Origin of the sequence: Actinomadura meyerae (genome assembly GCF_900188445.1) — a bacterium.
Classification (GTDB): domain Bacteria; phylum Actinomycetota; class Actinomycetes; order Streptosporangiales; family Streptosporangiaceae; genus Spirillospora; species Spirillospora meyerae.
Window position 1 is genome coordinate 95,812 of record NZ_FZOR01000008.1, and the last position, 24,932, is coordinate 120,743.

Annotated in this window: 27 protein-coding genes; 22 read left to right on the plus strand and 5 right to left on the minus strand. The window is 73.6% G+C overall.

Annotation, left to right across the window (positions count from 1 at the left end; all coding sequences use genetic code 11):
- The first annotated feature begins 55 nt into the window (after positions 1 to 55).
- From CHF16_RS11165 to CHF16_RS11200, 8 genes are read left to right on the plus strand one after another with little or no spacing between them, the layout of a single operon-like run.
- A complete protein-coding gene (locus tag CHF16_RS11165; RefSeq protein ID WP_425427486.1) occupies positions 56 to 913 on the plus strand; it encodes a helix-turn-helix transcriptional regulator in 858 nt (285 codons plus the stop codon).
- The gene (sufB, locus tag CHF16_RS11170; protein WP_089325898.1) at positions 910 to 2,322 is read left to right on the plus strand and encodes a Fe-S cluster assembly protein SufB; all 1,413 of its coding nucleotides are present in this window, start codon (positions 910 to 912) and stop codon (positions 2,320 to 2,322) included. Before CHF16_RS11165 ends, sufB begins: the two co-directional genes overlap by 4 nt.
- Entirely contained in the window at positions 2,322 to 3,461 is a 1,140-nt protein-coding gene (sufD, locus tag CHF16_RS11175) for a Fe-S cluster assembly protein SufD (protein WP_089325899.1), read from the plus strand. Before sufB ends, sufD begins: the two co-directional genes overlap by 1 nt.
- Entirely contained in the window at positions 3,458 to 3,799 is a 342-nt protein-coding gene (locus CHF16_RS11180; protein ID WP_089325900.1) for a non-heme iron oxygenase ferredoxin subunit, read from the plus strand. Before sufD ends, CHF16_RS11180 begins: the two co-directional genes overlap by 4 nt.
- A 26-nt stretch (positions 3,800 to 3,825) precedes the next feature.
- Positions 3,826 to 4,590 carry a Fe-S cluster assembly ATPase SufC gene (sufC, locus tag CHF16_RS11185; RefSeq protein ID WP_089325901.1) on the plus strand — a complete coding sequence of 255 codons (765 nt, stop codon included), beginning with the start codon at positions 3,826 to 3,828 and terminating at the stop codon, positions 4,588 to 4,590.
- Positions 4,587 to 5,894: a cysteine desulfurase gene (locus CHF16_RS11190; protein WP_089325902.1), complete on the plus strand. Its 1,308-nt coding sequence runs from the start codon at positions 4,587 to 4,589 to the stop codon at positions 5,892 to 5,894. Before sufC ends, CHF16_RS11190 begins: the two co-directional genes overlap by 4 nt.
- Positions 5,895 to 5,937: 43 nt before the next feature.
- Complete coding sequence (gene sufU, locus CHF16_RS11195; protein ID WP_089325903.1) at positions 5,938 to 6,396, plus strand: Fe-S cluster assembly sulfur transfer protein SufU; 459 nt, start codon at positions 5,938 to 5,940, stop codon at positions 6,394 to 6,396.
- Positions 6,393 to 6,728, plus strand: a complete 336-nt coding sequence (locus CHF16_RS11200; RefSeq protein ID WP_089325904.1) for a metal-sulfur cluster assembly factor — start codon at positions 6,393 to 6,395, stop codon at positions 6,726 to 6,728. The genes sufU and CHF16_RS11200 overlap by 4 nt, the downstream gene beginning before the upstream one ends.
- Before the next feature lie 98 nt (positions 6,729 to 6,826).
- Here the strand turns inward: CHF16_RS11200 and CHF16_RS11205 are convergent, their stop codons facing one another.
- Positions 6,827 to 7,381, minus strand: a complete 555-nt coding sequence (locus tag CHF16_RS11205) for a hypothetical protein (RefSeq protein ID WP_089325905.1) — start codon at positions 7,379 to 7,381, stop codon at positions 6,827 to 6,829.
- A 1-nt stretch (position 7,382) separates the two neighbouring features.
- Here CHF16_RS11205 and CHF16_RS41830 point away from each other — a divergent pair, with 1 nt between their 5' ends.
- Genes CHF16_RS41830 through CHF16_RS11215 form a run of 3 tightly spaced genes read left to right on the plus strand, consistent with a single transcriptional unit; the run spans position 7,383 to position 9,397 of the window.
- Entirely contained in the window at positions 7,383 to 7,505 is a 123-nt protein-coding gene (locus tag CHF16_RS41830; protein WP_281259339.1) for a hypothetical protein, read from the plus strand.
- A gap of 9 nt (positions 7,506 to 7,514) precedes the next feature.
- Entirely contained in the window at positions 7,515 to 8,723 is a 1,209-nt protein-coding gene (locus tag CHF16_RS11210; RefSeq protein WP_245868360.1) for a sensor histidine kinase, read from the plus strand.
- A complete protein-coding gene (locus CHF16_RS11215) occupies positions 8,720 to 9,397 on the plus strand; it encodes a response regulator (RefSeq protein WP_089325906.1) in 678 nt (225 codons plus the stop codon). The genes CHF16_RS11210 and CHF16_RS11215 overlap by 4 nt, the downstream gene beginning before the upstream one ends.
- An 87-nt stretch (positions 9,398 to 9,484) precedes the next feature.
- On the opposite strand, the gene CHF16_RS11220 is transcribed toward CHF16_RS11215, so the two are convergent.
- Complete coding sequence (locus CHF16_RS11220) at positions 9,485 to 9,880, minus strand: ABC transporter permease (RefSeq protein ID WP_089325907.1); 396 nt, start codon at positions 9,878 to 9,880, stop codon at positions 9,485 to 9,487.
- Positions 9,881 to 9,948: 68 nt separating this feature from the next.
- Between CHF16_RS11220 and CHF16_RS11225 the strand changes: the two genes are divergently transcribed.
- From CHF16_RS11225 to CHF16_RS11235, 3 genes are read left to right on the plus strand one after another with little or no spacing between them, the layout of a single operon-like run.
- Positions 9,949 to 10,587, plus strand: a complete 639-nt coding sequence (locus CHF16_RS11225) for an AIM24 family protein (protein WP_245868361.1) — start codon at positions 9,949 to 9,951, stop codon at positions 10,585 to 10,587.
- Entirely contained in the window at positions 10,587 to 11,240 is a 654-nt protein-coding gene (locus tag CHF16_RS11230; RefSeq protein ID WP_089325909.1) for an AIM24 family protein, read from the plus strand. The genes CHF16_RS11225 and CHF16_RS11230 overlap by 1 nt, the downstream gene beginning before the upstream one ends.
- Positions 11,241 to 11,243: 3 nt before the next feature.
- Positions 11,244 to 12,005, plus strand: a complete 762-nt coding sequence (locus CHF16_RS11235) for an AIM24 family protein (protein WP_089325910.1) — start codon at positions 11,244 to 11,246, stop codon at positions 12,003 to 12,005.
- Positions 12,006 to 12,052: 47 nt separating this feature from the next.
- On the opposite strand, the gene CHF16_RS11240 is transcribed toward CHF16_RS11235, so the two are convergent.
- Positions 12,053 to 12,847: a VOC family protein gene (locus tag CHF16_RS11240; protein ID WP_089325911.1), complete on the minus strand. Its 795-nt coding sequence runs from the start codon at positions 12,845 to 12,847 to the stop codon at positions 12,053 to 12,055.
- Between the two features lie 321 nt (positions 12,848 to 13,168).
- Between CHF16_RS11240 and CHF16_RS11245 the strand changes: the two genes are divergently transcribed.
- From CHF16_RS11245 to CHF16_RS11255, 3 genes are all read left to right on the plus strand, one after another.
- Positions 13,169 to 14,767 carry an ABC-F family ATP-binding cassette domain-containing protein gene (locus tag CHF16_RS11245; protein WP_089325912.1) on the plus strand — a complete coding sequence of 533 codons (1,599 nt, stop codon included), beginning with the start codon at positions 13,169 to 13,171 and terminating at the stop codon, positions 14,765 to 14,767.
- A gap of 116 nt (positions 14,768 to 14,883) precedes the next feature.
- A complete protein-coding gene (locus CHF16_RS11250; RefSeq protein WP_021596738.1) occupies positions 14,884 to 15,096 on the plus strand; it encodes a helix-turn-helix domain-containing protein in 213 nt (70 codons plus the stop codon).
- A 286-nt stretch (positions 15,097 to 15,382) separates the two neighbouring features.
- Complete coding sequence (locus CHF16_RS11255; RefSeq protein ID WP_425427488.1) at positions 15,383 to 16,174, plus strand: enoyl-CoA hydratase/isomerase family protein; 792 nt, start codon at positions 15,383 to 15,385, stop codon at positions 16,172 to 16,174.
- A gap of 60 nt (positions 16,175 to 16,234) precedes the next feature.
- On the opposite strand, the gene CHF16_RS11260 is transcribed toward CHF16_RS11255, so the two are convergent.
- Positions 16,235 to 18,166, minus strand: a complete 1,932-nt coding sequence (locus CHF16_RS11260) for a Xaa-Pro dipeptidyl-peptidase (RefSeq protein ID WP_089325913.1) — start codon at positions 18,164 to 18,166, stop codon at positions 16,235 to 16,237.
- A 230-nt stretch (positions 18,167 to 18,396) separates the two neighbouring features.
- Here CHF16_RS11260 and CHF16_RS11265 point away from each other — a divergent pair, with 230 nt between their 5' ends.
- A complete protein-coding gene (locus CHF16_RS11265) occupies positions 18,397 to 20,322 on the plus strand; it encodes an ABC transporter ATP-binding protein (RefSeq protein WP_089325914.1) in 1,926 nt (641 codons plus the stop codon).
- A gap of 37 nt (positions 20,323 to 20,359) precedes the next feature.
- Here CHF16_RS11265 and CHF16_RS11270 read toward each other — a convergent pair whose 3' ends face one another.
- The gene (locus CHF16_RS11270; protein ID WP_089325915.1) at positions 20,360 to 21,322 is read right to left on the minus strand and encodes a sulfotransferase family protein; all 963 of its coding nucleotides are present in this window, start codon (positions 21,320 to 21,322) and stop codon (positions 20,360 to 20,362) included.
- Between the two features lie 132 nt (positions 21,323 to 21,454).
- Here CHF16_RS11270 and CHF16_RS11275 point away from each other — a divergent pair, with 132 nt between their 5' ends.
- The 4 genes from CHF16_RS11275 (at position 21,455) to CHF16_RS11290 (ending at position 24,924) form a co-directional block, all read left to right on the plus strand.
- On the plus strand, positions 21,455 to 21,691 hold the full coding sequence (locus CHF16_RS11275; RefSeq protein ID WP_089325916.1) for a hypothetical protein: 237 nt from the start codon (positions 21,455 to 21,457) through the stop codon (positions 21,689 to 21,691).
- Positions 21,692 to 21,797: 106 nt separating this feature from the next.
- On the plus strand, positions 21,798 to 22,910 hold the full coding sequence (locus tag CHF16_RS11280) for a S66 peptidase family protein (RefSeq protein ID WP_245868364.1): 1,113 nt from the start codon (positions 21,798 to 21,800) through the stop codon (positions 22,908 to 22,910).
- On the plus strand, positions 22,907 to 23,797 hold the full coding sequence (locus CHF16_RS11285) for a hypothetical protein (RefSeq protein ID WP_089325917.1): 891 nt from the start codon (positions 22,907 to 22,909) through the stop codon (positions 23,795 to 23,797). The genes CHF16_RS11280 and CHF16_RS11285 overlap by 4 nt, the downstream gene beginning before the upstream one ends.
- A complete protein-coding gene (locus CHF16_RS11290) occupies positions 23,797 to 24,924 on the plus strand; it encodes a glycerate kinase (RefSeq protein WP_089325918.1) in 1,128 nt (375 codons plus the stop codon). Before CHF16_RS11285 ends, CHF16_RS11290 begins: the two co-directional genes overlap by 1 nt.
- Positions 24,925 to 24,932: the final 8 nt, after the last annotated feature.

Here is a 24,932-nt window from a genome sequence, read left to right on the forward strand (position 1 = left end):
CTACGACATCGGCGATCCGGTGTTTCGGGGGAAGTAATTACGGCACACTGATGTTGTGAAATACGTGAGCGAGGATCAGACGAGCGCCCGGACCGCCCCCGCGCGGCCTTCCGGCGTGCCGTCGTCCGCCGGTCACACCGAGCGCGACACGCGCGCCCGGGTGGCCCGGCTGATCCTCGAGCACGGCCCGGTCACGGCGTCCACGCTGGGCGAACGCGTCGGCCTCACGCCGGCCGCGATCCGCCGGCATCTGGACGCGCTGCTGGCCGAGGGGATGATCGAGGTCCGCAAGGCGCGGGTGCCGCAGACCCGGCGCGGCCGGGGCCGGCCCGCCAAGTGGTTCGCCATCACCGACGCCGGGCGCAGCGCGTTCGTGCACGCCTACGACGACCTGGCGACCAGCGCGCTGCGGTTCATCGCCGACACGGCGGGCGAGCACGCGGTCGCCGAGTTCGCCCGGCGGCAGATCGCCGACCTGGAGCGGCGCTACCGCCCCGTCGTGCAGGACGCGCCGCCGCAGCAGCGGGTCCGCACGCTCGCCGAGGCGCTGTCGGGCGACGGCTACGCGGCCGCCGCCGCGAAGGCGCCCCAGCCGGGCGGCGGCGAGCAGCTGTGCCAGCACCACTGCCCGGTCGCGCACGTCGCCGCGGAGTTCCCGCAGCTGTGCGAGGCCGAGACGGAGGCGTTCAGCCGCCTGCTCGGCACCCCCGTGCAGCGGCTGGCCACGATCGCCCACGGCGACGGGATCTGCACCACCCACGTCAGCTCCCGCTCCCTGTGCGGGGCGGACGGGGACGGCGGTCCCGCCGCGGGCACCGCCCCCGGCGGCGGCGCGGGGGACGCGGGGAACGCGGGGGACGCCCCCGAGCACACACAGATCAGTGACGAGGAGTCCGGAGGGACCTCCCTATGACTACGGCAGCCCACCCCGAACTCGAGGGGCTGGACAGGTACAAGTTCGGCTGGGCCGACCCCGACGAGGCCGGCGCCTCGGCGCGACGCGGCCTGAACGAGGACGTCGTCCGCGACATCTCGGGCAAGAAGGACGAGCCCGAGTGGATGCTCGACCTCCGCCTCAAGGGGCTGCGGCTGTTCAGCAAGAAGCCGATGCCCACCTGGGGCTCGGACCTGTCGGACATCGACTTCGACAACATCAAGTACTTCGTGCGCTCCACCGAGCAGCAGGCCGCGTCCTGGGAGGAACTGCCCGAGGACATCAAGAACACCTACGACAAGCTCGGCATCCCCGAGGCGGAGAAGCAGCGCCTCATCGCCGGCGTCGCCGCGCAGTACGAGTCGGAGGTCGTCTACCACAAGATCCGCGAGGACCTTGAGGAGAAGGGCGTCATCTTCGTCGACACCGACACCGGCCTGCGCGAGCACCCGGAGATCTTCCAGGAGTACTTCGGCTCGGTGATCCCGGTCGGCGACAACAAGTTCGCCGCGCTCAACACCGCGGTCTGGTCGGGCGGCTCGTTCATCTACGTCCCGCCGGGCGTGCACGTCGAGATCCCGCTGCAGGCCTACTTCCGGATCAACACCGAGAACATGGGCCAGTTCGAGCGGACGCTGATCATCGCCGACGAGGGCTCCTACGTCCACTACGTCGAGGGCTGCACCGCCCCGATCTACAAGTCGGACTCGCTGCACTCCGCCGTCGTGGAGATCGTCGTGAAGAAGGACGCCCGCGTCCGCTACACGACCATCCAGAACTGGTCCAACAACGTCTACAACCTGGTGACCAAGCGCGCCGTCGCCTACGAGGGCGCCACCATGGAGTGGGTCGACGGCAACATCGGCTCCAAGGTCACCATGAAGTACCCGGCCGTCTACCTGCTCGGCGAGCACGCCAAGGGCGAGACCCTGTCGATCGCGTTCGCCGGCGAGGATCAGCACCAGGACGCCGGCGCCAAGATGGTGCACGCCGCGCCGAACACCTCCAGCAGCATCATCTCCAAGTCGGTGGCGCGCGGCGGCGGCCGCACGTCCTACCGCGGGCTGGTGCAGATCCAGGAGGGCGCCGAGCACAGCAAGTCCACCGTCAAGTGCGACGCGCTGCTGGTCGACCAGATCAGCCGGTCCGACACCTACCCCTACGTCGACGTCCGCGAGGACGACGTGGAGATGGGCCACGAGGCCACCGTCTCCAAGGTGTCGGAGCAGCAGCTGTTCTACCTGATGAGCCGCGGGCTCACCGAGGACGAGGCGATGGCGATGATCGTGCGCGGGTTCGTCGAGCCCATCGCGCGGGAGCTGCCGATGGAGTACGCCCTCGAGCTGAACCGGCTGATCGAGCTGCAGATGGAAGGAGCCGTCGGCTGATGGGGCTCGACACCAGGCCTCTCTCGACGCTGCACGAGAAGGCGTCCTACGACGTCGCCGACTTCGACGTGCCGACCGGCCGCGAGGAGGAGTGGCGGTTCACCCCGCTGCGCCGCCTGCGCGGCCTGCACAAGGGCACCGCCGAGGAGGGCGGCAAGGTCGTCACGGAGGCCGAGGCGGCCCCCGAGGTCACCGTGGAGACCGTCGGCCGCGACGACCCGCGGATCGGCAAGTCCTACGTGCCCGCCGACCGGGTCAGCGCCCAGGCGTGGAACTCCTTCACCGAGGCCGTCGTCGTGACCGTCCCGAAGGAGGCCGTCGCCTCGGCGCCGACCGTCCTGCGGCGCCGCGGCGAGGACGGCTCCGCCGCCGCCTACGGGCACACCACCGTCATCGTGGAGCCGTTCGCCGAGGCGACCGTCGTGCTCACCCACCGCGGCCCGGCGACCTACGCCGACAACGTCGAGTTCGTCGTCGGCGACGGCGCCCGGCTCTCGGTGATCAGCCTGCAGGACTGGGCCGACGGCGCCGTGCACGTGTCGCACCAGCACGCCCGGCTCGGCCGCGACGCCCGGTTCGTCTCGCACAACATCTCGCTCGGCGGCGACGTCGTGCGGATCTCGCCGTCGGTGTCCTACGACGGGCCCGGCGGCGACGCCGAGCTGTACGGCGTGTACTTCGTCGACGGCGGCCAGCACCTGGAGCACCGCCTCCTCGTCGACCACACCGTGCCGCACTGCCGCAGCCGCGTCGACTACCGCGGCGCCCTGCAGGACCAGGACGCGCACGCCGTCTGGATCGGCGACGTGATCATTCGCGCGGAGGCGGAGGGCACCGACACCTACGAGCTGAACCGCAACCTCGTCCTCACCGACGGCACGCGGGTCGACTCGGTGCCGAACCTGGAGATCCTTACCGGCGAGGTCGCCGGCGCCGGGCACGCCTCGGCGTCCGGCCGGCTGGACGACGAGCACCTGTTCTACCTCCAGGCGCGCGGCATCACCTTCGACGACGCGCGCCGCATGGTCGTGCGGGGCTTCCTCGGCCAGCTCGTCGACCGGATCGAGGTCGCCGAGGTCCGCGACAAGGTCCGCGAGGCCATCGAGGAGGAGCTGGACGTCAGGGCGGGCGAGCGATGACCGCGCCCGCGACGCCCGGAGGGCAGGGGTTCGTCAAGGTGTGCGCGCTGGAGGAGGTCCCGGCCGACGGGGCCCTCGGCGTCGAGATCGACGACACGCCGGTCGCCATCGTGCGCAGCGGCGAGGACGTCTACGCGCTGAACGACATCTGCTCGCACGCCGAGGTCTCGCTCTCCGAGGGCGAGGTCTACAACGGCACCATCGAGTGCTGGCTGCACGGGTCCTGCTTCGACCTGCGCAGCGGCAAGCCCACCAACCCGCCGGCCACGCAGCCGGTCGCCACCTACAAGGTCAAGGTCGAGGGCGGGGACGTCTACGTCTCGCTCGGCGACGCCTGACCCCATTACGAAGGACTACACGCACTATGGCCACGCTAGAGATCCGCGACCTCCACGTCTCCGTCGGCGACGGCTCCGACGGGGCGAAGGAGATCCTGCGCGGGGTCGACCTGACCGTGAAGGCCGGCGAGACCCACGCCATCATGGGGCCGAACGGCTCGGGCAAGTCCACCCTGGCCTACGCGGTCGCCGGGCACCCCAAGTACGAGGTGACGTCGGGCACCGTCACGCTGGACGGCGAGGACGTCCTCGCCATGTCCGTGGACGAGCGCGCCCGCGCCGGGCTGTTCCTGGCGATGCAGTACCCGGTCGAGGTGCCGGGCGTGTCGGTGTCGAACTTCCTGCGCTCGGCCGTGACCGCCGTCCGCGGCGAGGCGCCGAAGCTCCGCGAGTTCTCCAAGGAGATGAAGCAGGCGATGGACGCGCTGTCCATCGACCCGGCGTTCGCGCAGCGCAGCCTGAACGAGGGCTTCTCCGGCGGTGAGAAGAAGCGGCACGAGATCCTGCAGCTGGAGATGCTCAAGCCGAAGGTCGCCGTCCTGGACGAGACCGACTCCGGCCTGGACGTCGACGCCCTCAAGGTCGTCTCCGAGGGCGTGAACCGGTTCGCCTCCGGCGACACCGGCGTCCTGCTGATCACCCACTACACCCGCATCCTGCGGTACGTGAAGCCCGACTTCGTGCACGTGTTCGCCGCCGGCCGCGTCGTCGCCGAGGGCGGCCCCGAGCTCGCCGACGAGCTCGAGGAGCAGGGCTACGAGAAGTACGTGAAGGCGGGCGCTTCGCTATGACCGCGAGCGAAGCGGGCCGGGGGACCGCCGCGCCGCGGGGAGCGGCCCTGCTGCCCGAGGAGCTGAAGAAGGACTTCCCGCTGCTGCGGCGCACGGTCCGCGGCGGGCGCCCCCTGGTGTACCTCGACTCCGGCGCGACGTCGCAGAAGCCCGTCCGGGTGCTGGACGCCGAGCGGGAGTTCTACGAGCGGCACAACGCGGCCCCGCACCGCGGGGCGCACCTGCTCGCCGAGGAGGCGACGGAGGCGTACGAGAGCGCCCGCGCGTCGATCGCCCGGTTCATCGGCGCGACGCCGGCCGAGATCGTGTTCACCAAGAACGCCACCGAGGGCATCAACCTCGTCGCGTACGCGATGAGCAACGCGGCGACCGCCGGCCCGGAGGCCGAGCGGTTCGCGGTGGGCCCCGGCGACGAGGTCGTGGTGTCGGAGATGGAGCACCACGCCAACCTCGTCCCGTGGCAGGAGCTGTGCCGCCGGACCGGGGCCACGCTGCGCTGGTTCGGCATCACCGACGAGGGCCGCCTCGACCTGGCCGGCCTCGACGACCTGGTGAACGAGCGCACCAAGATCGTCGCGCTGACGCACCAGTCGAACGTGCTCGGCACCGTCCCGCCGGTGAAGCGGATCATCGAGCGGGCGCACGCCGTGGGCGCGCTCGTCCTGCTGGACGCCGCGCAGTCGGTGCCGCACCAGCCGGTCGACGTCGCCGACCTCGGCGCCGACTTCCTGGCGTTCTCCGGCCACAAGATGCTCGGCCCGACCGGCATCGGCGTACTGTGGGGGCGCGGCGAGCTGCTGGAGGCCATGCCGCCGTTCATCACCGGCGGGTCCATGATCGAGGTCGTCCGCATGGAGGGCACCACGTTCATGCCGCCGCCGCAGCGGTTCGAGGCGGGCGTGCCGATGACGGCGCAGGCCGTCGGGCTCGGCGCCGCCTGCGAGTACCTCGCCGAGATCGGCATGGACCGGGTGCACGCCCACGAGGAGGCCCTGGTGGCCTACTCGCTGGAGCGGCTCGGCGAGATCCCGGGGGTGCGCGTCATCGGCCCCGGCACCACCGAGGCGCGCGGCGGCGCGGTGTCGTTCACCGTCGAGGACATCCACCCGCACGACGTCGGCCAGGTCCTGGACGACCTGGGCGTGGAGGTCCGCGTCGGCCACCACTGCGCGTGGCCGATCTGCCGGCGCTTCGGCATCCCGGCGACCACCCGCGCGACGTTCTACCTCTACAACACCCTCGCCGACGTGGACGCGCTCGCCGACGGGGTACGGCACGCCCAGAAGTTCTTCGGAACACACTGAGCGGCGGGCCGGTTGTAGGCAGAAAAGGCTTGGAAGGGACGACATGCAGCTGGAGGCGATGTACCAGGAGGTCATCCTGGACCACTACCGCAACCCCCACCACAAGGGGCTGCGGGAGCCGTTCGAGGGCGAGGCCCACCACGTCAACCCGACCTGCGGTGACGAGGTGACGCTGCGCGTCCACCTGGACGGCGACGGCCAGGACGCCACGGTCGCCGACGTGTCCTACGACGCCATGGGCTGCTCGATCAGCCAGGCCAGCGCATCGGTGATGTCGGACCTGATCATCGGGAAGTCCGTGAAGGAGGCGATGGCGGTCGGCGAGGAGTTCCTGGCGCTGATGCAGTCCCGCGGCCGGGACGTCGAGCCGGACGAGGACGTCCTGGAGGACGCCATCGCCTTCGCCGGGGTGTCCAAGTACCCCGCCAGGATCAAATGCGCCCTGCTCGCCTGGATGGCGTGGAAGGACGCGACCGCACGCGCACTGGGAGAGGCATCATGACCGACACCCCCGCGACCGCCGGGACCACCCCGCAGGAGGAGGAGGTCCTGGAGGCGCTCAAGGACGTCGTCGACCCCGAGCTCGGCATCAACGTCGTCGACCTCGGCCTGGTCTACGGCGTGAACCTCGACGACGAGACCGCCACCCTGGACATGACGCTCACCAGCGCCGCCTGCCCGCTCACCGACGTGATCGAGGACCAGGCCCACAGCGCGCTGGAGGGCCTGGTCAAGGACGTCAAGATCAACTGGGTCTGGCTGCCGCCGTGGGGCCCGGACAAGATCACCGACGACGGGCGCGACCAGCTGCGCGCCCTCGGCTTCAACGTCTGACGGTCCCGGGCCGCACGCGACGGCCGCGCCCCGCCCGGGGCGCGGCCGTCGCGCGTTCCCCGGCGACTGGACGCTCCTGCGGCGGCCGCGCCTCACCCTCACGGCGCGCGGTCTTCGCGCACCTTCGGCTTCGCGGGCCAGAGGGTGTAGCTCACCGGCCAGATCGACCAGATCGCCAGGACGACGCCCAGGCGCCCCAGCCAGGCGTTGAGTGCCTCGGTGCGGCCGGGGTCGCCCACAATGACGATCATCGCGAGGAGGAGGCCGCAGGCGATGGCGGTCGCGAGGGCGGCCTTGCCGAACTCGCGCCACTCGTAGCGGGTGCGCGCGCCGCCGTACCGCGGCTTGCCGCGCGGCGGCGGGCCTCCGGCGAAGCGGTGCGCGAACCGCTCGTCCGCCCAGCGGACCATGCTGTGGCCGAACGCGACGGAGTAGCCGAGGTAGGCGGCGGCGAGGCCGTGGGCGGTGCCGGCCGTCGCCCCGCCGCGCAGGTCGACCGCCGTCGCGGCCAGCAGGACCAGATCGACCAGCGGGACGCACAGCAGCAGGGCCGCGCCGGTGCGGCGCAGGCGGAGCGGGTAGCGGGCGAGCAGCCCGGCGGCGAGGACGATCCAGAATCCGATCTCGCAGCCGGCGATGACGGCGATGAGCACGGTGTCCATCCTGCTCGCGGCGGTGCCGCCGAACGTCGTCTGCGGTGAGGGTTTCGCGCGTCGTCCGAAGGATGTACGCGGCATCCTCACCCGGATGGACGAGGCGGTGCCGCGGGGATGCTGAGATGGGTCCGTGCACCGGATCCGACGGCTGACCACGCGCCAGGACGCCCTGATCGCCGTGCTGTCGCTGGCCGGCGGGCTGCTGATGCTCGCGGCGCACGGCTACTCGACGTGGGAGGGCGGCTGGGACCCGTCGCGCTGGGTCCGCCTCGTCCCGCTGGTGGGGCTGTGCGCGGCGATGCCGCTGCGCCGCACCGCACCGCTCACCGGGCTCGCGCTGGCCACCCCGTTCAACTTCGCCGACGTGGCGTTCGGCCCGAGCCTCGCCACCGCGATGATCTTCGGGGACGCGCTGTACGCCGCGAGCCTGTACGGCCGGCGCCGGACGGCCGAGTGGCTGCTCGGCGCGACCGCGGCCGCGTCGCTGCTGGTCGCGCTCGGGGCCGGGATCGCGCTGGACGGCGTCGCGACCGGCGTGGTGGCGGGCGCGGTCGCCGGGCTGGTCTGGGTCGCGCCGGTGCTGACCGCGATGGCGGTCCGCGAGCACCGGTACCGGGCGGAGGCCGAGCGCCGGCGGGCGGAGGCCGAGCGGCGGCGCGCGGAGGCCGAGCACCGGCGGGCCGAGCAGGTGGCGCGGCTGGCCGAGCTGGACCGGCGCGCCGCGGTGAACGCCGAGCGGGCCCGGATGGCCCGCGAGCTGCACGACGTGATCGCCAACCATCTCAGCGCGGTGGCGCTGCACTCCTCGGCGGTGCTGCGGGTGCGGGACCTGGACCGGTCGGAGATCGAGCGGTCCATGGAGGTCATCCGGGAGAACAGCGTGCGCGGCCTCGCCGAGATGCGGCGGATGATCGGGCTGCTGCGCGACGGCGGCGAGGACCCGGCCGCCCGCCCGCGGCTCACCGAGCTGGACCGGCTCGTCCGGCACACCGGCCGCGCGGACCTGGCGGCGTCGCTCGAGGTCGCGGGGGAGCCGGCGGAGCTGCCCGCGGCGGTGGAGCTGGCCGCCTACCGGATCGTCCAGGAGTCGCTGACCAACGCGCTCAAGCACGGCGGGCCGGGCCGCGCCGAGGTCCGGGTGCGGTACGGCCCGCGGCTGGTGATCGACGTGCTCAGCCCGCTCGGCCGGGACGGGTCCCGGCTGCCGGGCAGCGGCAGCGGCCTGGTCGGGATGCGCGAGCGCGCGGTGATGCTGGCCGGGGAGTTCGAGGCCGGGCCGGACGGCGCCCGCTGGCGGGTGCACGCCGAGCTGCCGGTGGAACCGGAGAGGACGTCATGATCGAGGTGCTGGTCGCCGACGACCAGGCGGCGGTGCGCGCGGGCCTGGTGCTCATCCTGCGCGGCGCCCCGGAGGTGCGGGTCGTCGGCGAGGCCGCGGACGGGGCGCGGGCGGTGGAACTGGCCCGCGAGCTGCGCCCCGACGTGGTGCTGATGGACGTGCGCATGCCCGTCCTGGACGGCATCAGCGCCACCCGGGAGATTGCCGGGTTCACCGACGTCCTGGTGCTGACCACGTTCGACATGGACGAGTACGTGTTCGGCGCGCTGCGGGCGGGCGCCGCCGGGTTCCTGCTCAAGGACGTGGACGCCGACCGGCTGGTGGAGGCGGTCCGGACGGTCGCGGCGGGGGAGGGCATCATCGCCCCGCGCGTGACCCGGCGGCTGATCGGCGCGTTCGCGTCCCGCCCGGCGGCCCCGGCGGAGGCGCCCGGCCTGGCGGAGCTGACGCCCAGGGAGCGCGAGGTGTTCGCGTGCCTGGGGGAGGGCCTGTCGAACGGGCAGATCGCGGCGCGCCTCGACATGGCGGAGACGACGACCAAGACGCACGTGAGCCGTATCCTCGGCAAGCTCGGGCTGGCCAGCCGGGTGCAGGCGGCCATCCTCGCCCAGGAAACGGTCCTCGGCGGACTTTCCGGGCGTGATCCGCATGATGGCGGCCCAGGCCCGCACTGACCCCTCAGCGCGGCTCTCAGCGCGACCCTCGGTGAGGCGCCCGCGGCCGCCCGGTCCGCGCGGCCGGATCCGGCCGGGCCCGGCGGGTCAGAGGCTGCGGGTCCCGGCGAGGGCGGACAGCAGGTACGTCACGCCGGCGACGCCCGCGAGCCAGGCGTAGGCGGTGATGTCGGAGCCGCGCAGCGCCTGGACGACCAGGCCGCCGACCACCGCGACGGTCAGCACGTCGCCGGTCATCGCGGCGGCGCGCAGGTGCGCGCGGGCCCGGGTGCCGGACCCGAACCCGTCGCTGACCGGCAGCGCGGGCTCGTTGCGCCGGTAGCCCAGGTAACCGGCGTATCCCGTGAGCGCGGCCAGCGCGACGAGGGCCGTCCCGGACCGCCCGTCGGCGGCGAGCACGGCCCCGACCACCACGCCGGCGGCCAGGACGAGACCCGGCACGGCCCACCGGCTGAGACTGCGGCGTTCCGGAGCGATCCACATGGTGCCCATCCTTCCGGATGCGCGCACGAGCGGGACCGGCAACGCGCCGGGCGGTATCTTCTCGCTTCGTGGCGCAATTTCGATTGAACGGCTCGAAGGTGCTCGCCGTCGACCTCGCCGGCGAGACCATCCGGGCGCTGAACGGCTCCATGGTCGCCTACGAGGGCCAGATGGCGTTCAAGAGGCAGGGCATGACGGGCGGCGAGGGGCTGCGCGGGGCCCTCAAGCGGCGGATCGCCGGCGAGGGCATGACCCTCATGGAGATCACCGGCCAGGGGACGGTCTACCTGGCCAGCGAGGCGACCGAGGTCACGCTCGTCCAGCTCACCGGCGACACCCTGTACGTGGAGTCCGAGAGCCTGCTGGCGCTCGACGGCGCCCTGCAGACCGGCGTCCAGTTCGTGGGGCTGCGCGGCATGGGCACCGGCCAGGGCCTCGCCACCACGAAGGTGGACGGGCACGGCACGGTCGCGGTCCTGTCCGAAGGCCCGGCGATCGCGCTGGAGGTGACCCCGCAGACGCCGCTGTGCGTCGACCCGCACGCCTACGTGTGCCATCACGGGCAGCTCCAGCAGGACGTGGTCACCGACGTCAACTGGCGGACGGTGATCGGCCAGGGATCGGGGGAGAGCGTGCAGTTCCGGTACCAGGGGCACGGGCTGGTGTACGTCCAGCCCGCCGAGCGCGGCGGGGTTCTGGAGATCTGATGCCTGGTTACCAGCAGATCAATTCCAAGATGCTCCAGGTGCCGATCGGGCCGGGGCGGGAGGTCTACAGCAAGCGCGGCGCCATGCTCGCCTACACCGGGCCGGTGTCGTTCGCGCCGTCCACCACGGCGGGGCAGGGCATCGGCGGCACCATCGGCCGCGCCGTCGCGGGCGAGCGCAGCGCGATGATGCACGTCACCGGGCAGGGCAGCGTCATGTTCGGGCACGGCGGCCTTGAGGTCACCGTCATCGACCTGAACGGCGCCGACACCCTGTACGCCGAGGCCGACCGCCTCCTCGTGCACGACGCGACCCTCCAGGTCGGGACGATGTTCATGGGGGAGCAGGGCGGCGTGCGCGGCATCGTGCGGGGCGCGGTCACCGGGCAGGGCCTGTTCACCACCACGCTGACCGGGCACGGCGCGTGCGCGCTGCTGTCGCACGGCGGCGTGATCGAGCTGCCGATCACGCCGCAGCGGCCCGTCCACGTCGACCCGCAGGCGTACGTGGCGCACCGCGGCCAGGTGCAGAACAAGCTCACCACGGCGGTGGGCCTGCGCGACCTCGTCGGGCGCGGCTCCGGCGAGGGCTTCCAGCTGGAGCTGAGCGGGTCCGGCGTCGTCTACGTCCAGGCCAGCGAGAGGAAGATCTGACCAGTGAGCACGTTCGGCACGCGGACCTGGAACCCGCACAGCCTCCCGTCCAACGACAACGTCAACCCCTACGCCTTCAGCGTCGACCTCAACGGGCAGTGGTTCGCGCAGAAGGGCAAGATGATCGCCTACTACGGGCAGATCAGGTTCGAGGCGCTGTCGGCGGGCCCGCTGGACTCCCTGGTCGCGCACACGTTCAACTCCCCGCTGTACGCCCAGGACTGGATCGTCGCGCAGGGGCAGGGCAAGCTGCTGCTCGCCGACCGGGGCTTCGACGTCAACTCCTTCGACCTGGAGGAGGGGAACCTCACCGTCCGCGCCGGGAACCTGCTGGCGTTCGAGCCGGGCCTGGAGCTGAAGCAGTCGATCATCCCCGGGTTCCTGACGCTGATCGGCACGGGCCGGTTCGTGGCGGCCTCCAACGGGCCCGTCCACTTCGTCGAGCCGCCGATCCGCGTCGACCCGCAGGCGCTGCTCGGCTGGGCCGACTGCCCCTCGCCCTGCCACCACTACGACCACTCCTACCTGCGCGGCGCGTTCGGCGCGGCCCGGATGGTGTTCGGGATCGGCGGCCAGTCCGGCGAGGAGCACCAGTTCGACTTCACCGGCCAGGGCACCGTGCTGATGCAGTCGTCCGAGGCCGTGATGAACGAGGACGTCCTGCTGCGCGACCTCGAAGGCCAGATCGGCCTGGTCGGCACGTCCGGGCTGCAGCGGCTGCACCACACGATCGGGCAGCGGCTGGCCGCCGAGCGCCAGAGCTGAGCCGGCCGGTCTCCGGGGGCCCGCGCGGGCGGGCCCCCGGAGGGCGGTCACGACGCGGGCTCGGGCGCCGGCCTCATCACGTTGAAGGGCACCCCGAACGGGTCGCGGACGGAGGCCGTCCGGCCGTACGGGGTGTCGGCCGGCTCGGAGTCGACCGTGCCGCCGCCCGCCCGGACCTTGCGGACCGCCTCGTCGGCGTCCGCGACCGCGAAGTACGTCGTCCAGGACGGGACCTCCGCGCTGCCGCCGCCGACCACGACGCCGGACCCGCCGGCGATGCCGCCGATGTAGCGGCCGTCGGGGCGCTTCAGGACGGTGTAGTCCATATCGCCGGGCATGGGCTCCAGGTCGTAGCCGAACAGCGTCCGGTAGAACGCGCCCGCGGCGCCGGAGTCGGGCGTCGCGAGGTCGTTCCACACGAACGACCCGGGCTCGTTGACGATCTGGGAGCCGGGGTGGGCGCGGCCCTGCCACAGGCCGAACTGGGCGCCCTGCGGGTCCTTGAGGATGGCCATGCGGCCGAGGTCCATCACGTCCATGGCGGGGACGACGACCTCGCCGCCCGCGTCGGCTGCCCGCTTGACGAGGCCGTCGCAGTCGTCCGCGGCGAAGTAGACGCACCACCAGTACTCGTCGGGCTGGTCGTCGGGATTGCGCATCATCCCGGCGACGTTCTGCCCGCGCACCTGGCACAGGTTGTAGTGGCCCGCGTCCGGGCCGGCGTCCAGGAACTGCCAGCCGAAGAGCGTCCCGTAGAACGTCTTCGCGCGCTCGAGGTCGGGGACGCCGATGTCGAGCCAGTTAGGCGTCCCCTCCGGCGCGGTTCCGGTGACCTGGGTCATCCGACTCACACTCCTTCGTGCCGGGACCGCCGGGCCCCGGTGCCGTTCCGCCGCACGCCGCCACCCTCATCCTGGCCCCGCACGGAGCGTTCACACATGGTGACGCCGAGAAGGCCCGTGGCCGGGACCGGCCCCGGCCCTCCGGGCGCCCGTCCGCCGCCGTCCGCGCGACGGGCTCCGCTCCGGAGGTCCCGTACACTGAGGGGATGGTTCCGCTCCCGAACTGACAGTGCGCCCGGCGCGCCCACGGTCGATGGACCGCGCGGCGCGCCGTTTCGTGCGCCTGTCCACCGAGCCGTCCGTCAGGGGAGCCCTGTCACTGTGATCATCGCGAAAGACATCGAGCTGCGCGCCGGGTCCCGGCTGCTGATCGAGGCCGCCTCGTTCCGGGTCAACCCCGGCGACCGGGTGGGCTTCGTCGGCCGCAACGGCGCCGGCAAGACCACCCTCACCAAGGTCCTGGCGGGGGAGGCGCTGCCCGCGCAGGGCGCCGTGACGTCCTCCGGCACGATCGGCTACCTCCCGCAGGACCCGCGCGGCGTCGACCTCGGCGAGCTGGCGCGCGACCGCATCCTGTCCGCCCGCGGGCTGGACGAGGTGATCCGCGACCTGCGCGCCGCCGAGGACGCCATGGCGGCCGCGTCGGGCGCCGAGCGGGACAAGGCCGTCCGCCGGTACGGGCGGCTGGAGGAGCGGCTGCACGTGCTCGGCGGCTACAGCGCGGAGGCGGAGGCGGCCTCGATCGCGTCCAGCCTCGGCCTGCCCGACCGGGTGCTGACCCAGCCGCTCGGCACGCTGTCGGGCGGCCAGCGGCGCCGCGTCGAGCTGGCCCGCATCCTGTTCTCCGGCGCCGACACCCTGCTGCTGGACGAGCCGACCAACCACCTGGACGCCGACTCGATCGTGTGGCTGCGCGACTTCCTCAAGGGCCACCAGGGCGGCCTGGTGGTGATCAGCCACGACGTGGAGCTGCTGGACGCCGTCGTCAACCGGGTGTTCCACCTGGACGCCAACCGCAGCGTGATCGACATCTACAACGTCGGCTGGAAGAAGTACCTCGACCAGCGGGAGACCGACGAGCGGCGCCGCAAGCGCGAGTCGGCCAACGCGCAGCGGCAGGCGTCGGCGCTGCTGTCGCAGGCCGACAAGATGCGCGCCAAGGCGACCAAGGCGAAGGCGGCCCAGCAGATGGACCGGCGCGCCCGGCAGCTGCTGGCGGGCGTGGAGGGCGAGCGGCAGGCCGACAAGGTCGCCAAGATCCGCTTCCCGGACCCGGCGCCGTGCGGCAGGACCCCCCTGACCGCGGAGGGTTTGTCGAAATCGTACGGATCTTTGGAGATTTTCACCGACGTGGACCTGGCCGTCGACCGGGGCAGCCGCGTCGTCGTCCTCGGGCTGAACGGCGCGGGCAAGACCACGCTCCTGCGCCTGCTGGCGGGCGTGGACGAGCCTGACACCGGCCGGGTGGTGCCGGGCCACGGCCTGCGGATCGGCTACTACGCGCAGGAGCACGAGACCCTCGACGTCGACCGGTCCGTCCTGGAGAACATGCAGTCGGCCGCGCCCGGCATGGCGCCGGTGGAGGTCCGCAAGATCCTCGGTTCGTTCCTGTTCTCCGGCGACGACGTCGACAAGCCCGCCGGGGTCCTGTCCGGCGGTGAGAAGACCCGGCTGGCGCTGGCGATGCTGGTGGTGTCGAGCGCGAACGTGCTGCTGCTGGACGAGCCCACCAACAACCTCGACCCGGCGAGCCGCGAGGAGATCCTCGGCGCCCTGCGGACGTTCGCCGGAGCCATCGTCCTGGTCACCCACGACGAGGGCGCCGTGGAGGCGCTCGCGCCGGAAAGAGTGATTTTGCTGCCGGATGGTGTGGAAGACATCTGGAGTGACGAGTTTGCCGATCTGGTGGCGCTCGCGTGACCTGCACGGTGACTTCCGCAGATCTTTTCTGGCCGAGTGGGTAGCCGAACAGCCGGGAATGACTGATCATGGCGGGGGATAACGCAGCGGTCACCACATCACTACGGGAGGTACTCGTGGCCGAGACCCTTAAGAAGGGCACCCGCGTGACCGGTGCCGAGCGCGACAAGCTGGCGGCGGACCTGAAGAAGAGGTACGACTCCGGTGAGAGCATCCGCGCCCTGGCAGCCGCCACCGGCCGCTCGTACGGTTTCATCCACCGGATTCTGACCGAGTCCGGCGTCAACCTGCGCGGTCGCGGCGGCGCGACCCGGGGCAAGAAGTCCTGACCGGACACCGGCCCCCGGATGAGCGCACCGCCTGATCCGGCGCCGCGGCCGACCGAGTAGGGTTCGGTCGCGGCGGTGGACGGGCGAGCGGGTCCCGCCCCGTGGACGGCGGGGCGGGCCCGCCATGCCCCCGCCGATCCGGCGGGGGCACGCTCATCGAAAGGAAAGACCTGTGGGGGACGCGACAGCGGCCGGACGGCCGGAAACGGTCACGGCGGGCGACGCGGCGGCGACGCCGGGCCCGTCCGGGACGGACCCGGCCGGAGCGGATCTGGCCGGAGCGGATCTGGCCGGAGCGGATCTGGCCGGAGCGGATCTGGCCGGAGCGGATCTGGCCAAGGCCGGGCTCCGCCTGGAGGTGGACGGCGCCGTCGCGACCGTCACCCTGAACCGGCCCGAGCGGCGCAACGCCATGACGTTCGACACATGGCGAGGCCTGGCCGCGATCGGGCGATCCCTGCCCGCGGGCGTGCGCGTCGTCGTGCTGCGGGGCGAGGGCGCGTGCTTCTCCGCCGGGATCGACCTCGGCATGTTCTCCGGTGACGGCGAGGGCTTCACCGACGGCTCGGACGCGGAGGCGACCGACCGGTTCATCGCCGAGCTCCAGGAGGGCTACACCTGGCTGCGCCGCCCGGAGATCGTCTCGGTCGCGGCGGTGCACGGCCACGCCATCGGCGGCGGGTTCCAGCTCGCGCTGGCCTGCGACATCCGCGTCGCCGCCGACGACGTCAAGTTCTGCATGAAGGAGCCCGCGCTCGGGCTCGTCCCCGACCTGACCGGCACCAAGCCGCTGGTGGAGATCGTCGGCATCGGGCGGGCGCTGGAGCTGTGCCTGACGGCGCGGACGGTGCTCGCCGACGAGGCGGCCCGGCTCGGCCTCGCCGAGATCGTCGTTCCGCGCGACGGCCTGGACGGCGCGGTCCGCGAGCTGACCGAGGCGCTGCTCGCGGTGAACCCCGGCGCGGCCGTGGCGACCAAGCGGCTGCTGTGGGAGGCCGCGGAGAACACCCTCGAGCAGCAGTGCGCCGCCGAGCGCCGCGAGCAGATCGGGCGCCTGCGGGAGATGTTCGGTGGATGACCGGAGCCTGACAGCCGCGCGAGGGGCGGGCCGGGGGACGCCCGGCCCGCCCCGCCGCGGCTACTTCAGCGCCTCGCGGCCGCCGCGCGCCAGCGGCAGCAGCACCCGGCTGACGCCCGGCCGCACCGCGACCTCGGTGCCGGCCGGGTAGCGCAGCGTGAAGTCGTAGTCGGTGGACAGCAGGATCACGCCGAGCCGGTGGCCGGCCTTCACGGTGTAGTCGGTGGGTTCGAGGTCCCACTTGAACGTGTAGGGCTTCCCGGCCCGGACGGGCTCGCTGCGGGCGGCTCCGTGCCGGTTCCGGGCGTCCAGCCACCCCCGGGTGATGATCTTGTAGGGGGCGGTCCGGGTCGCCATCTCCTGCCGGTAGGTGCAGCCGGGGTCGCCCGGCACGCTCTCGCCGAAGCACACCTCCTCGGCCGTGGTGACGCGGGAGCCGGTCGGGCGGGCGTCGGTCCCGTAGTCGACCAGCAGCGCGGTCAGGTACGGCGACCGGCCGTCCAGGGAGGCCCGCAGCGACACCGACGGGATGCCGTCGACCCGGACGGCGCTCGGCAGGGGCCCGCTCAGGTAGGCGAGCCGGTTCGGATCGGCCCGGTCCTGGCCCTCCAGGAGCTGCTCTGCGGTGCGGGTCTTGCCCGCGTCCGTGAACGACTGCGGCGCCCCGGGACGGGCCAGCGGGCCGAGGGTGCCCGGTTGCCCGGACGGTCCGGCGTTCAAACTGATCGGGACGGTGCGGGTACCGGGGACGGGCCAGTCCTCGGCCGTCTCCCACGTCCCGTCCGCGTGCTCGACGTCGACGCGCGGCTCGTGCTCGATCCCGTTGCGGATCCCGTACAGGTAGCGGTCGAACCAGTGGTGGGTCTGCCGCAGCCACTCCTCGACCCGCCAGCGGAACGGCGTCGAGTGGTTGCCCTGGTGCAGCCACAGCTTGCGCGGGACGCCCGCCTCCTTGAGCGCGTTCCACCACTGCACGGAGTTCTTGACCTTGACGTTCCAGTCGTTGAGCCCGTGCACGACCATGACGGCGGCGCGCACCTTCCGCGCCTGCCCCACGTAGTCGCGCGCGGCCCACACCTTGGAGTAGTCGCCGGTCTCGCGGTCTTGCGTCGCCTCGATGTCCTCGATGACCTTCGCGCACGCCTCGGGGTTCTGGCGGGTCAGCACGGCCTTGGCCAGGACGTCGAGGTCCTCGCCCTGGTAGCCGCCGGGCGCGACGACGCCGCCGTTCGCGCGGTAGTAGTCGTACCAGCTGGAGATCCCGGCGATCGGGACGATGGCCTTCAGCCCGTCGACGCCGGTGGCGGCGGCCATGTTCGGCAGCGTCCCGTTGTACGACTGGCCGATCATCCCCACGTCGCCGGTGGACCAGGTCGCCTTCACCGGGGTGCCGTCCGGGGCCCAGCCGCGGGCGCGGCCGTTCAGCCAGTCCACCGCGGCCTTGGCGCCCGCCTGCTCGCTGCGGTCGCCGGACGTCGGGCAGCCGGTCGAGCCGCCCGTCCCGATGCTGTCGAGGTTCGCGACGGCGTACCCGCGCGGGAGGAAGTAGTTGTCGTAGTAGCCGGGGAAGACCTCGGCGAGGTCGCGCCGCGCGGTCGTCAGCGAGCGGGCCGACGCGTCGCCGATGTCGACGGGGTGGTTCGGGACGTTGTGGATCCCGGCCCAGTAGGGGCTGGCCTCCAGGATCGTCGGGACCTTCAGGCCGGCGGTGGCGGTCTCCTTCGGGCGCATGATCCGCATCTGGACGCGGTCGCGCACGCCGTCGCGGTCGCTGTCGGCCGTGGTCTCGATGGTCACGGTCTGGGTGACGGCGTCGGCGCGGGAGAACACCGGCTGCGTCTCGCCGTCGGCGACCGTGAGGCGGGGCGTCGTGCCCCGCGCCGCGGCGGGGTCCCCGGCGGGGGCGTCCGCCGCCGCCGGGAGGGCGGTCGCGGCGGCCAGCGCGGCCGCGAGGGCGAGCGCGCCGGCGGCGCCGTGGAGGCGTCGTTTCATCTGCGGGCTCCTGGGGGGTGTGAGCCTGGGGATCATGATCACGGTCGCACCGGCGGGGCGGGTTGTCCAGGGCCCGTTACGCCGAGAGCGGAGCCGGGAAGCCCGCCGGCCGGGGCGGCGTTGTGCCCGCCGGATACTGAGATGCTTACTTGATTACGCTGATCTTGATCGCGTCGGTGCCGGGGGCACCGAGGGCAGGGACGCCGGAGGCAGATGTGGGAATGCCGGGAATGCCGGGCAACGGCTGGCAGGTGATGGCCTCGTTCCGCAAGGACAGCTCCGTCACCCGGCAGAAGCTCAAGCCCGGCACCGTCGGGCGGATCGCGGGGTACGCCCGGCCCTACACGCGCGAGCTGGTGCTCTTCCTCGCGCTGAACTCGCTGGCCGCGCTGATCGTCGTGGCGAACCCGCTGCTGCTGAAGTCGATCATCGACAGCGGCATCCAGCCGGGCCGCCAGGACATCGTGATCTGGCTCGCCGTCGGCGTCGCGGCCCTGGCGCTGGTGGAGGCGGTGCTCGGGCTCGCCCAGCGCTGGTACTCGGCGCGCATCGGCGAGGGGCTCATCTACGACCTGCGCAGCCAGGTGTTCGCGCACGTCCAGCGGCAGCCCGTCGCGTTCTTCATGCGGGCGCAGACGGGATCGCTCGTCAGCCGCCTCAACAACGACGTCATCGGCGCGCAGCGCGCCCTCACCACCACCCTGTCGTCGGTGGTGTCCAACGTGATCAGCCTGGTCCTGGTGCTGGCGACCATGCTGTTCCTGTCCTGGCAGGTCACGCTGATCGCGCTGCTGCTGCTCCCGATCTTCATCCTGCCGGCCAAGTGGGTCGGCAAGCGGCTGCAGCGCGTCAGCCGCGAGCAGATGGTGCTGGACGCCGAGATGGGCTCGCTGATGACCGAGCGCTTCAACGTCGCCGGCGCCATGCTCGCCAAGCTGTACGGGCGCCCCGCCGAGGAGGAGGAGAACTTCTCCCGCCGCGCCGCCCGCGTCCGCGACATCGGGGTCGTCGCCGCGATGTACGGGCGGGTCTTCTTCACCGCGCTCACGCTCGTCGCGGCGCTCGCCACCGCCATGGTCTACGGCGTCGGCGGCTACCTCGTCGTGGGCGACACCCTGCAGCTGGGCACGCTGGTCGCGCTCGCGACGCTGCTCACCCGCATGTACGGGCCGCTGACCGCGCTGTCCAACGTCCACGTGGACGTCATGACCGCGCTCGTCAGCTTCGACCGGGTCTTCGAGGTGCTGGACCTCAAGCCGCTGATCCGCGACCGCGAGGACGCGCGCCCGCTCGCCGAGGCCGGGTCCGCCGCCGCGCGTCCCGAGAAGGCGCCGTCGATCGAGTTCGACCACGTCCGGTTCGCCTACCCGGCGGCGGACGAGGTGTCGCTGGCCTCGCTGGAGTCGATCGCCCGCACCGACACCTCGCCGAGCCGGGAGGTCCTGCACGACGTCCACTTCCGGGCCGAGCCGGGGCAGCTCGTCGCGCTCGTCGGGCCGTCCGGCGCGGGCAAGTCGACGATCACCCACCTGGTGTCGCGCCTGTACGACGTGTCCGGCGGCGCGGTGCGGATCGGCGGCGCCGACGTCCGCGACGTGACCCTGGAGTCGCTGCGCGCCGAGATCGGCGTGGTCAGCCAGGACGCGCACCTGTTCCACGACACCATCCGGGAGAACATGCGCTACGCCCGCCCGGACGCGACCGACGAGGAGATCCTCGCCGCGCTGGAGGCCGCGCACGTCGGCGGGCTCGTCGCCGAGATGCCCGACGGCCTGGACACCGTCGTCGGCGACCGCGGCTACCGGCTGTCGGGCGGCGAGAAGCAGCGCCTCGCGATCGCCCGGCTGCTGCTGAAGGCGCCGTCGGTGGTGGTGCTGGACGAGGCGACCGCGCACCTGGACTCCGAGTCCGAGGCGGCCGTGCAGCGGGCGCTGCGCACCGCGCTCGCCGGCCGCACCTCGCTGGTGATCGCGCACCGGCTGTCCACGATCCGGGAGGCCGACCAGATCCTGGTGATCGACGGCGGCCGGGTCGCCGAGCGCGGCCGGCACGAGGAGCTGCTGCTGGAGGGCGGCCTGTACGCCGAGCTGTACCGCACGCAGTTCGCCCACCAGCGGGACGCGGAGCGGCAGACCGAGCCGCTGGGCGCCGACTGACCGCGCCCGGCCCGGCCGGTGCCGGCCCCGGCCGGGGTCAGCCCTGCGGGCCGGTGCGGTAGCCGAGCCTGCGCAGCTCGGTCCCCGCGACCTTCTCGACCTGCGCGGCCTGCCGGGGGGTGAGCCGGTCGCGCCACGACCCGACCCCGCCGTCGGCGGGCTCCCCCGCCCGCACCAGGCCCGACAGCGCCGACCTGGGCACGCGCGCGTCGAGGTAGTCCGACAGGCCCGCCGCGATGGCGCGCGGTTTGGCCAGCAGGTCCTCGTAGCGGACGGTCAGCAGCTGCTCCTCGGGCACCTGCCGGCGGAGCTTCGCGCTCAGCCGCACCGAGCCGCGCCAGCGCAGCGCGCACTTGACCGCGGTGGCGGCGCGCGGCCAGCGGTTGCGGTCGGTGTGGTCCTCGACGCCGAAGAACGGGTTGGGGAACACCGTGTCGAGGTTGGCCAGGCCCGGCTTGAACCATGCGAGGCAGCGCTCATCGTCGAGCATGTCGGCGACCGCGTCCCGGCCGTCCCGGATCACCTGGACGAGCTGGGCGTCGGGGAAGGCGTCCAGCAGCACGTCGGCGCTGTAGATCAGGTCGGGAGAGGCGTCGGCGAACCGCTCCAGGCCCTGCGCGTCCGCGCACGGCTCCGCGGGCCCGGGCTCCGGCGGAGGCATGCCGGGCGGGGCCGGCGGCCGCGGCGGCAGCCCGCCCAGCTCGCGGCACTCGTCCGGGCACTGCGCACAGGCCCGCGCCGAGACCAGCCACGCCTCGGCGTAGGCGTCCCGCAGCACCCGCGCCGCGCCCTTTCCCCGGTCCGAGGCGATCGAGGGCTGCCGCGCGAACGCGTAGGTGACGCGCAGCACGCCGGGCCGGCCCGTGGTCAGGTGGAAGCCGGGGGTCCGCTTGACCGCGCGCGCCAGCAGCTCCGCACCCGAGTGCGGAGCCCCCAGGATGAACACCGGGCGGCGGACCTTGGTGCCGTTGACCACCAGGATGTGCGGCGTCGACCTCATACCAGGGCAAGTTTGTCACCTTTTGCGGACTGGCCGGTCCGTGACCCAGCGTAAGGGCCGGCCCGATACCCATCCGTTAACCGGCGTTAACCGGAGCGGACGCGGACCCGGCGCGGGACCTACCATGTCAGGGTGGACGGTCCCCCGACGCTCGCCGAGCTTCTGCCCAACGTCGGCGCGATCGCCGTGCCGGCCGGCGCCGGGATCTCCACCACGGCGGCGCGCCCGGCGCCCGCGGCCGGCGCCCGGCTGGTGATCATCGATACCGGGCCGACCCCGTACGATGGGCTGGCCGGCGCGGTCCCGCGGCGGCCGCTCGGCGAGGCGCCGCCGCGCCCCGCCGGCCTCGCGCTCGGCACGGGGCGATGATCTATCTGGTGGCGATGATCTGTTGGCGGGTCGTGACCGGGCGCCTCTTCCACTGGCGTCCGGATCCTGACAAGCTCTATCCGTCGCGGTGCGAGGAGGGATCGGGTTGAAAAGCGGGGGCGCCCGCGCGGGGGCGGCCGACGGGCCGCCGGCCGCGCCGGGCACCGGCATGCCCGGCGACCGCGGCCGGGCGCGGGAGGCCCGCAGGTACGGGCGGCTGCGCCCCGGCGACCGGGTCGCGGTGATCGCGCCCAGCGGCCCCGCCGAGCCCGCCCGGCTGGAGGCCGGCTGCGCGCTGCTGCGCGACCTCGGCCTTGACGCCGTCGTCGGCAAGCACGCCCTGGACCGAGTCAACCTCGGCGCGCCCGGCCCGGTCCGCGAGGACTGGCACCGGCTGGCGGGCGGCGACGCCGACCGGGCCGCCGACCTGCAGTCCGCCTGGTGCGACCCCCGCGTGCGCGGGGTGATCTGCGCGCGCGGCGGCTACGGCGCCACCCGCGTCCTCGACCACCTCGACTGGGACGCCCTGGCCTCGGCCGCGTCCGGAGCGCCCAAGGTACTGCACGGCTCCAGCGACATCACCGCACTGCACGCCGCCTTTGGAACGCGCCTGGGGGTCACGACGTCCTTCGGCCCCATGCCCGCGGGGCTCCTCGCCGACGACGAGCCCGACGCCGCCACCCTCGCCGCCCTCCGCGCCGCCCTGTTCGGCGGCCCCGTCACGCTGCCGGGCACGCACGCCCTGCGTCCGGGGCGCGCCGAGGGGCCGCTCACCGGCGGCACCCTGTCGCTCCTGGCGGCCCTCGCCGGCACGCCGTACGCGCCGCCGCCCGCGGCGGGCCGCATCGTCTTCCTGGAGGACGTCACCGAGGCGCCCTACCGGATCGACCGGATGCTCGTCCAGCTCCTGCAGTCCGGCTGGTTCGACGGCGCGGCGGGGGTGGCGCTCGGCACCTGGCGCGACTGCGGCGACCCCGCCGAGCTCGACGCGCTGTTCGCCGCCCGGCTCGGCCCGCTCGGCGTCCCGGTGCTGGCCGGGCTGCCCGCCGGGCACGGCCCCCGCCAGCTGACCCTCGAGCTCGGCGCCCCCGCCGTGCTCACCGCCTCCACCGCCTCCACCGCCGCCGCCGAGTCCCCGCAGTCCCCGCAAGATCCGCACCCCGCCGTGCCGGAACCCGGCGCGCTCACCCTCGAAGCGCCCCCGGGAGGTGCGCGATGAGCGGCCGCCATGCCCGTCCCGACCCCTGGGACGACGGGACCCTCGACTCGCTGCTGGTCCTGGTCGCCGAGAGCCTCGGCTACCGCTGCACGCCCGCGCCCGGCGAGGTGATGCTGCTGGAGGGCGCGAACCGGCTGCACGTCAGCCTGCGCGACCTGCGGCAGCTCGCCCGCCTCGTGCCGCGCGACGACTGGCCGGCGCTGGTCTCCGACCACGTCACCACGATCGTCACCGCGGTCGAGGAGCCCCTCGACCTCAGCGACTTCGACCTCGCCCAGCACCTGCTGCGCACCCGCATCTACCCGGCGGAGGCCGACAACGGCGCCCTCGCCGCCCGGCCCTTCGCGCCCGGCCTGATCGAAGCGGTCGTCGTCGACACGCCCACCACGGTGCGCACCGTCACGACCGACGAGATGAACGGCTGGCCGGTCTCCGGCGACGCGCTGTTCATGCTCGGCCGCGCCAACGTGCGCGCCGACGGGCCCCTCCAGCTCGACGAGCAGGACCTCGGCGGCGTCCGCGTCTCCGTCCTGCACGGCTGGACGTTCTACGCCGTCACGCACCTGGCGTGGCTGGAGGAGTACCTGCCGATCGGGCCCTACGGGGCGCTGGTGATCGCGCCGAACCGCAGCCTCATCGTCGCGCACCCGCTGCGCATCGCCGAGGGGCACCCGCGGGCGCGCTACCGCGCGGCCGTGGCGGCGGCGACCGAGCTCCAGGCGCAGGCCCACCGCGCCTACGAGGAGGGCCCCGGCTCGCTCAGCCCGCACCTGTACTGGTGGCGCGCGGGCGAGCTGACCTACCTGGAGACCCGCTACGAGGGCGACACGATGGTGCTGCCCGAGGAGTTCGCGTCCGTCCTGGCCACCCTGGCGGCCGAGCACTGATGCGGATCGTCGTCGCGCCCGACTCGTTCAAGGGCAGCCTGACCGCGGCGGAGGTGTGCGCCGCCGTCGCGGCGGGCGCGCGCCGGGCCGTCCCGTCCGCCGAGGTCGCCGCGGTGCCGATGGCCGACGGCGGCGAGGGCACCGTCGACTGCTTCCTGGCCGCCCGCGGCGGCGACGCGGTCGAGGTCGCCGCCACCGACCCGCTGGGCCGCCCGGTCAAGGCCCGCTACGCCCTGTCCGGCGACGGGCGCTCCGCGGTGGTGGAGCTGGCCGCCGCGTCGGGCCTGCCGCTGGTGGAGGACGTCCCGCCCGACCCGCTGAACGCCGGCACCGCCGGCACCGGCGAGCTGATCGCGGACGCGGTGCGGCGCGGCGCCCGGGAGGTGCTGGTGTGCGTCGGCGGCAGCGCCAGCACCGACGGCGGCACCGGCCTGCTGCGCGCCCTCGGGGTCCGCTTCCTGGACGCTGCCGGGGCGGAGCTGCCGCCGGGCGGCGCGGCCCTCGCCCGGCTCGCCGCGATCGACGACTCCGGGGTGCCGGACGCGGTCCGCGCCACCCGGTTCCGGGTCGCCTGCGACGTGACCAACCCGCTCACCGGCCCGGCCGGCGCCGCCGCCGTGTTCGGCCCGCAGAAGGGCGCCTCGCCCGCGCAGGTCGCCGAGCTCGACGCCGCCCTGGCCGTCTTCGCCGACGTGCTCGCCGCGCGCGGCGGGCCCCGCGTCCACGACCTGCCCGGAGCGGGCGCGGCCGGCGGCACCTGCGGCGGCCTCGTCGGGCTGCTCGGCGCCGAACCGGCCGCCGGGGCGTCGCTCGTCGCCGCGGCCGTCGGGCTCCCGGACGCCCTCGCGGGCGCCGACCTGGTCGTCACCGGCGAGGGCCGGGTGGACGGGCAGAGCGCGGACGGCAAGGTCGTCTCCGCCGTGGCCGCCCTCGCGCGCGAGCGCGGCGTCCCCTGCCTGGCCCTGGCCGGCGGCGTCGCCGGGCCGCTGGACGACCTGCACGCGCTCGGCCTCACCGCGGCCTTCAGCCTCGCCGACGGGCCCCGCACCCTGGCCGAGCTGAAGGCGGAGGCCGCGCCGCTGCTGGCCGCCGCGGCGGAGCAGGCCGTCCGCCTGTTCGCCCGCTAGGGCCGCCC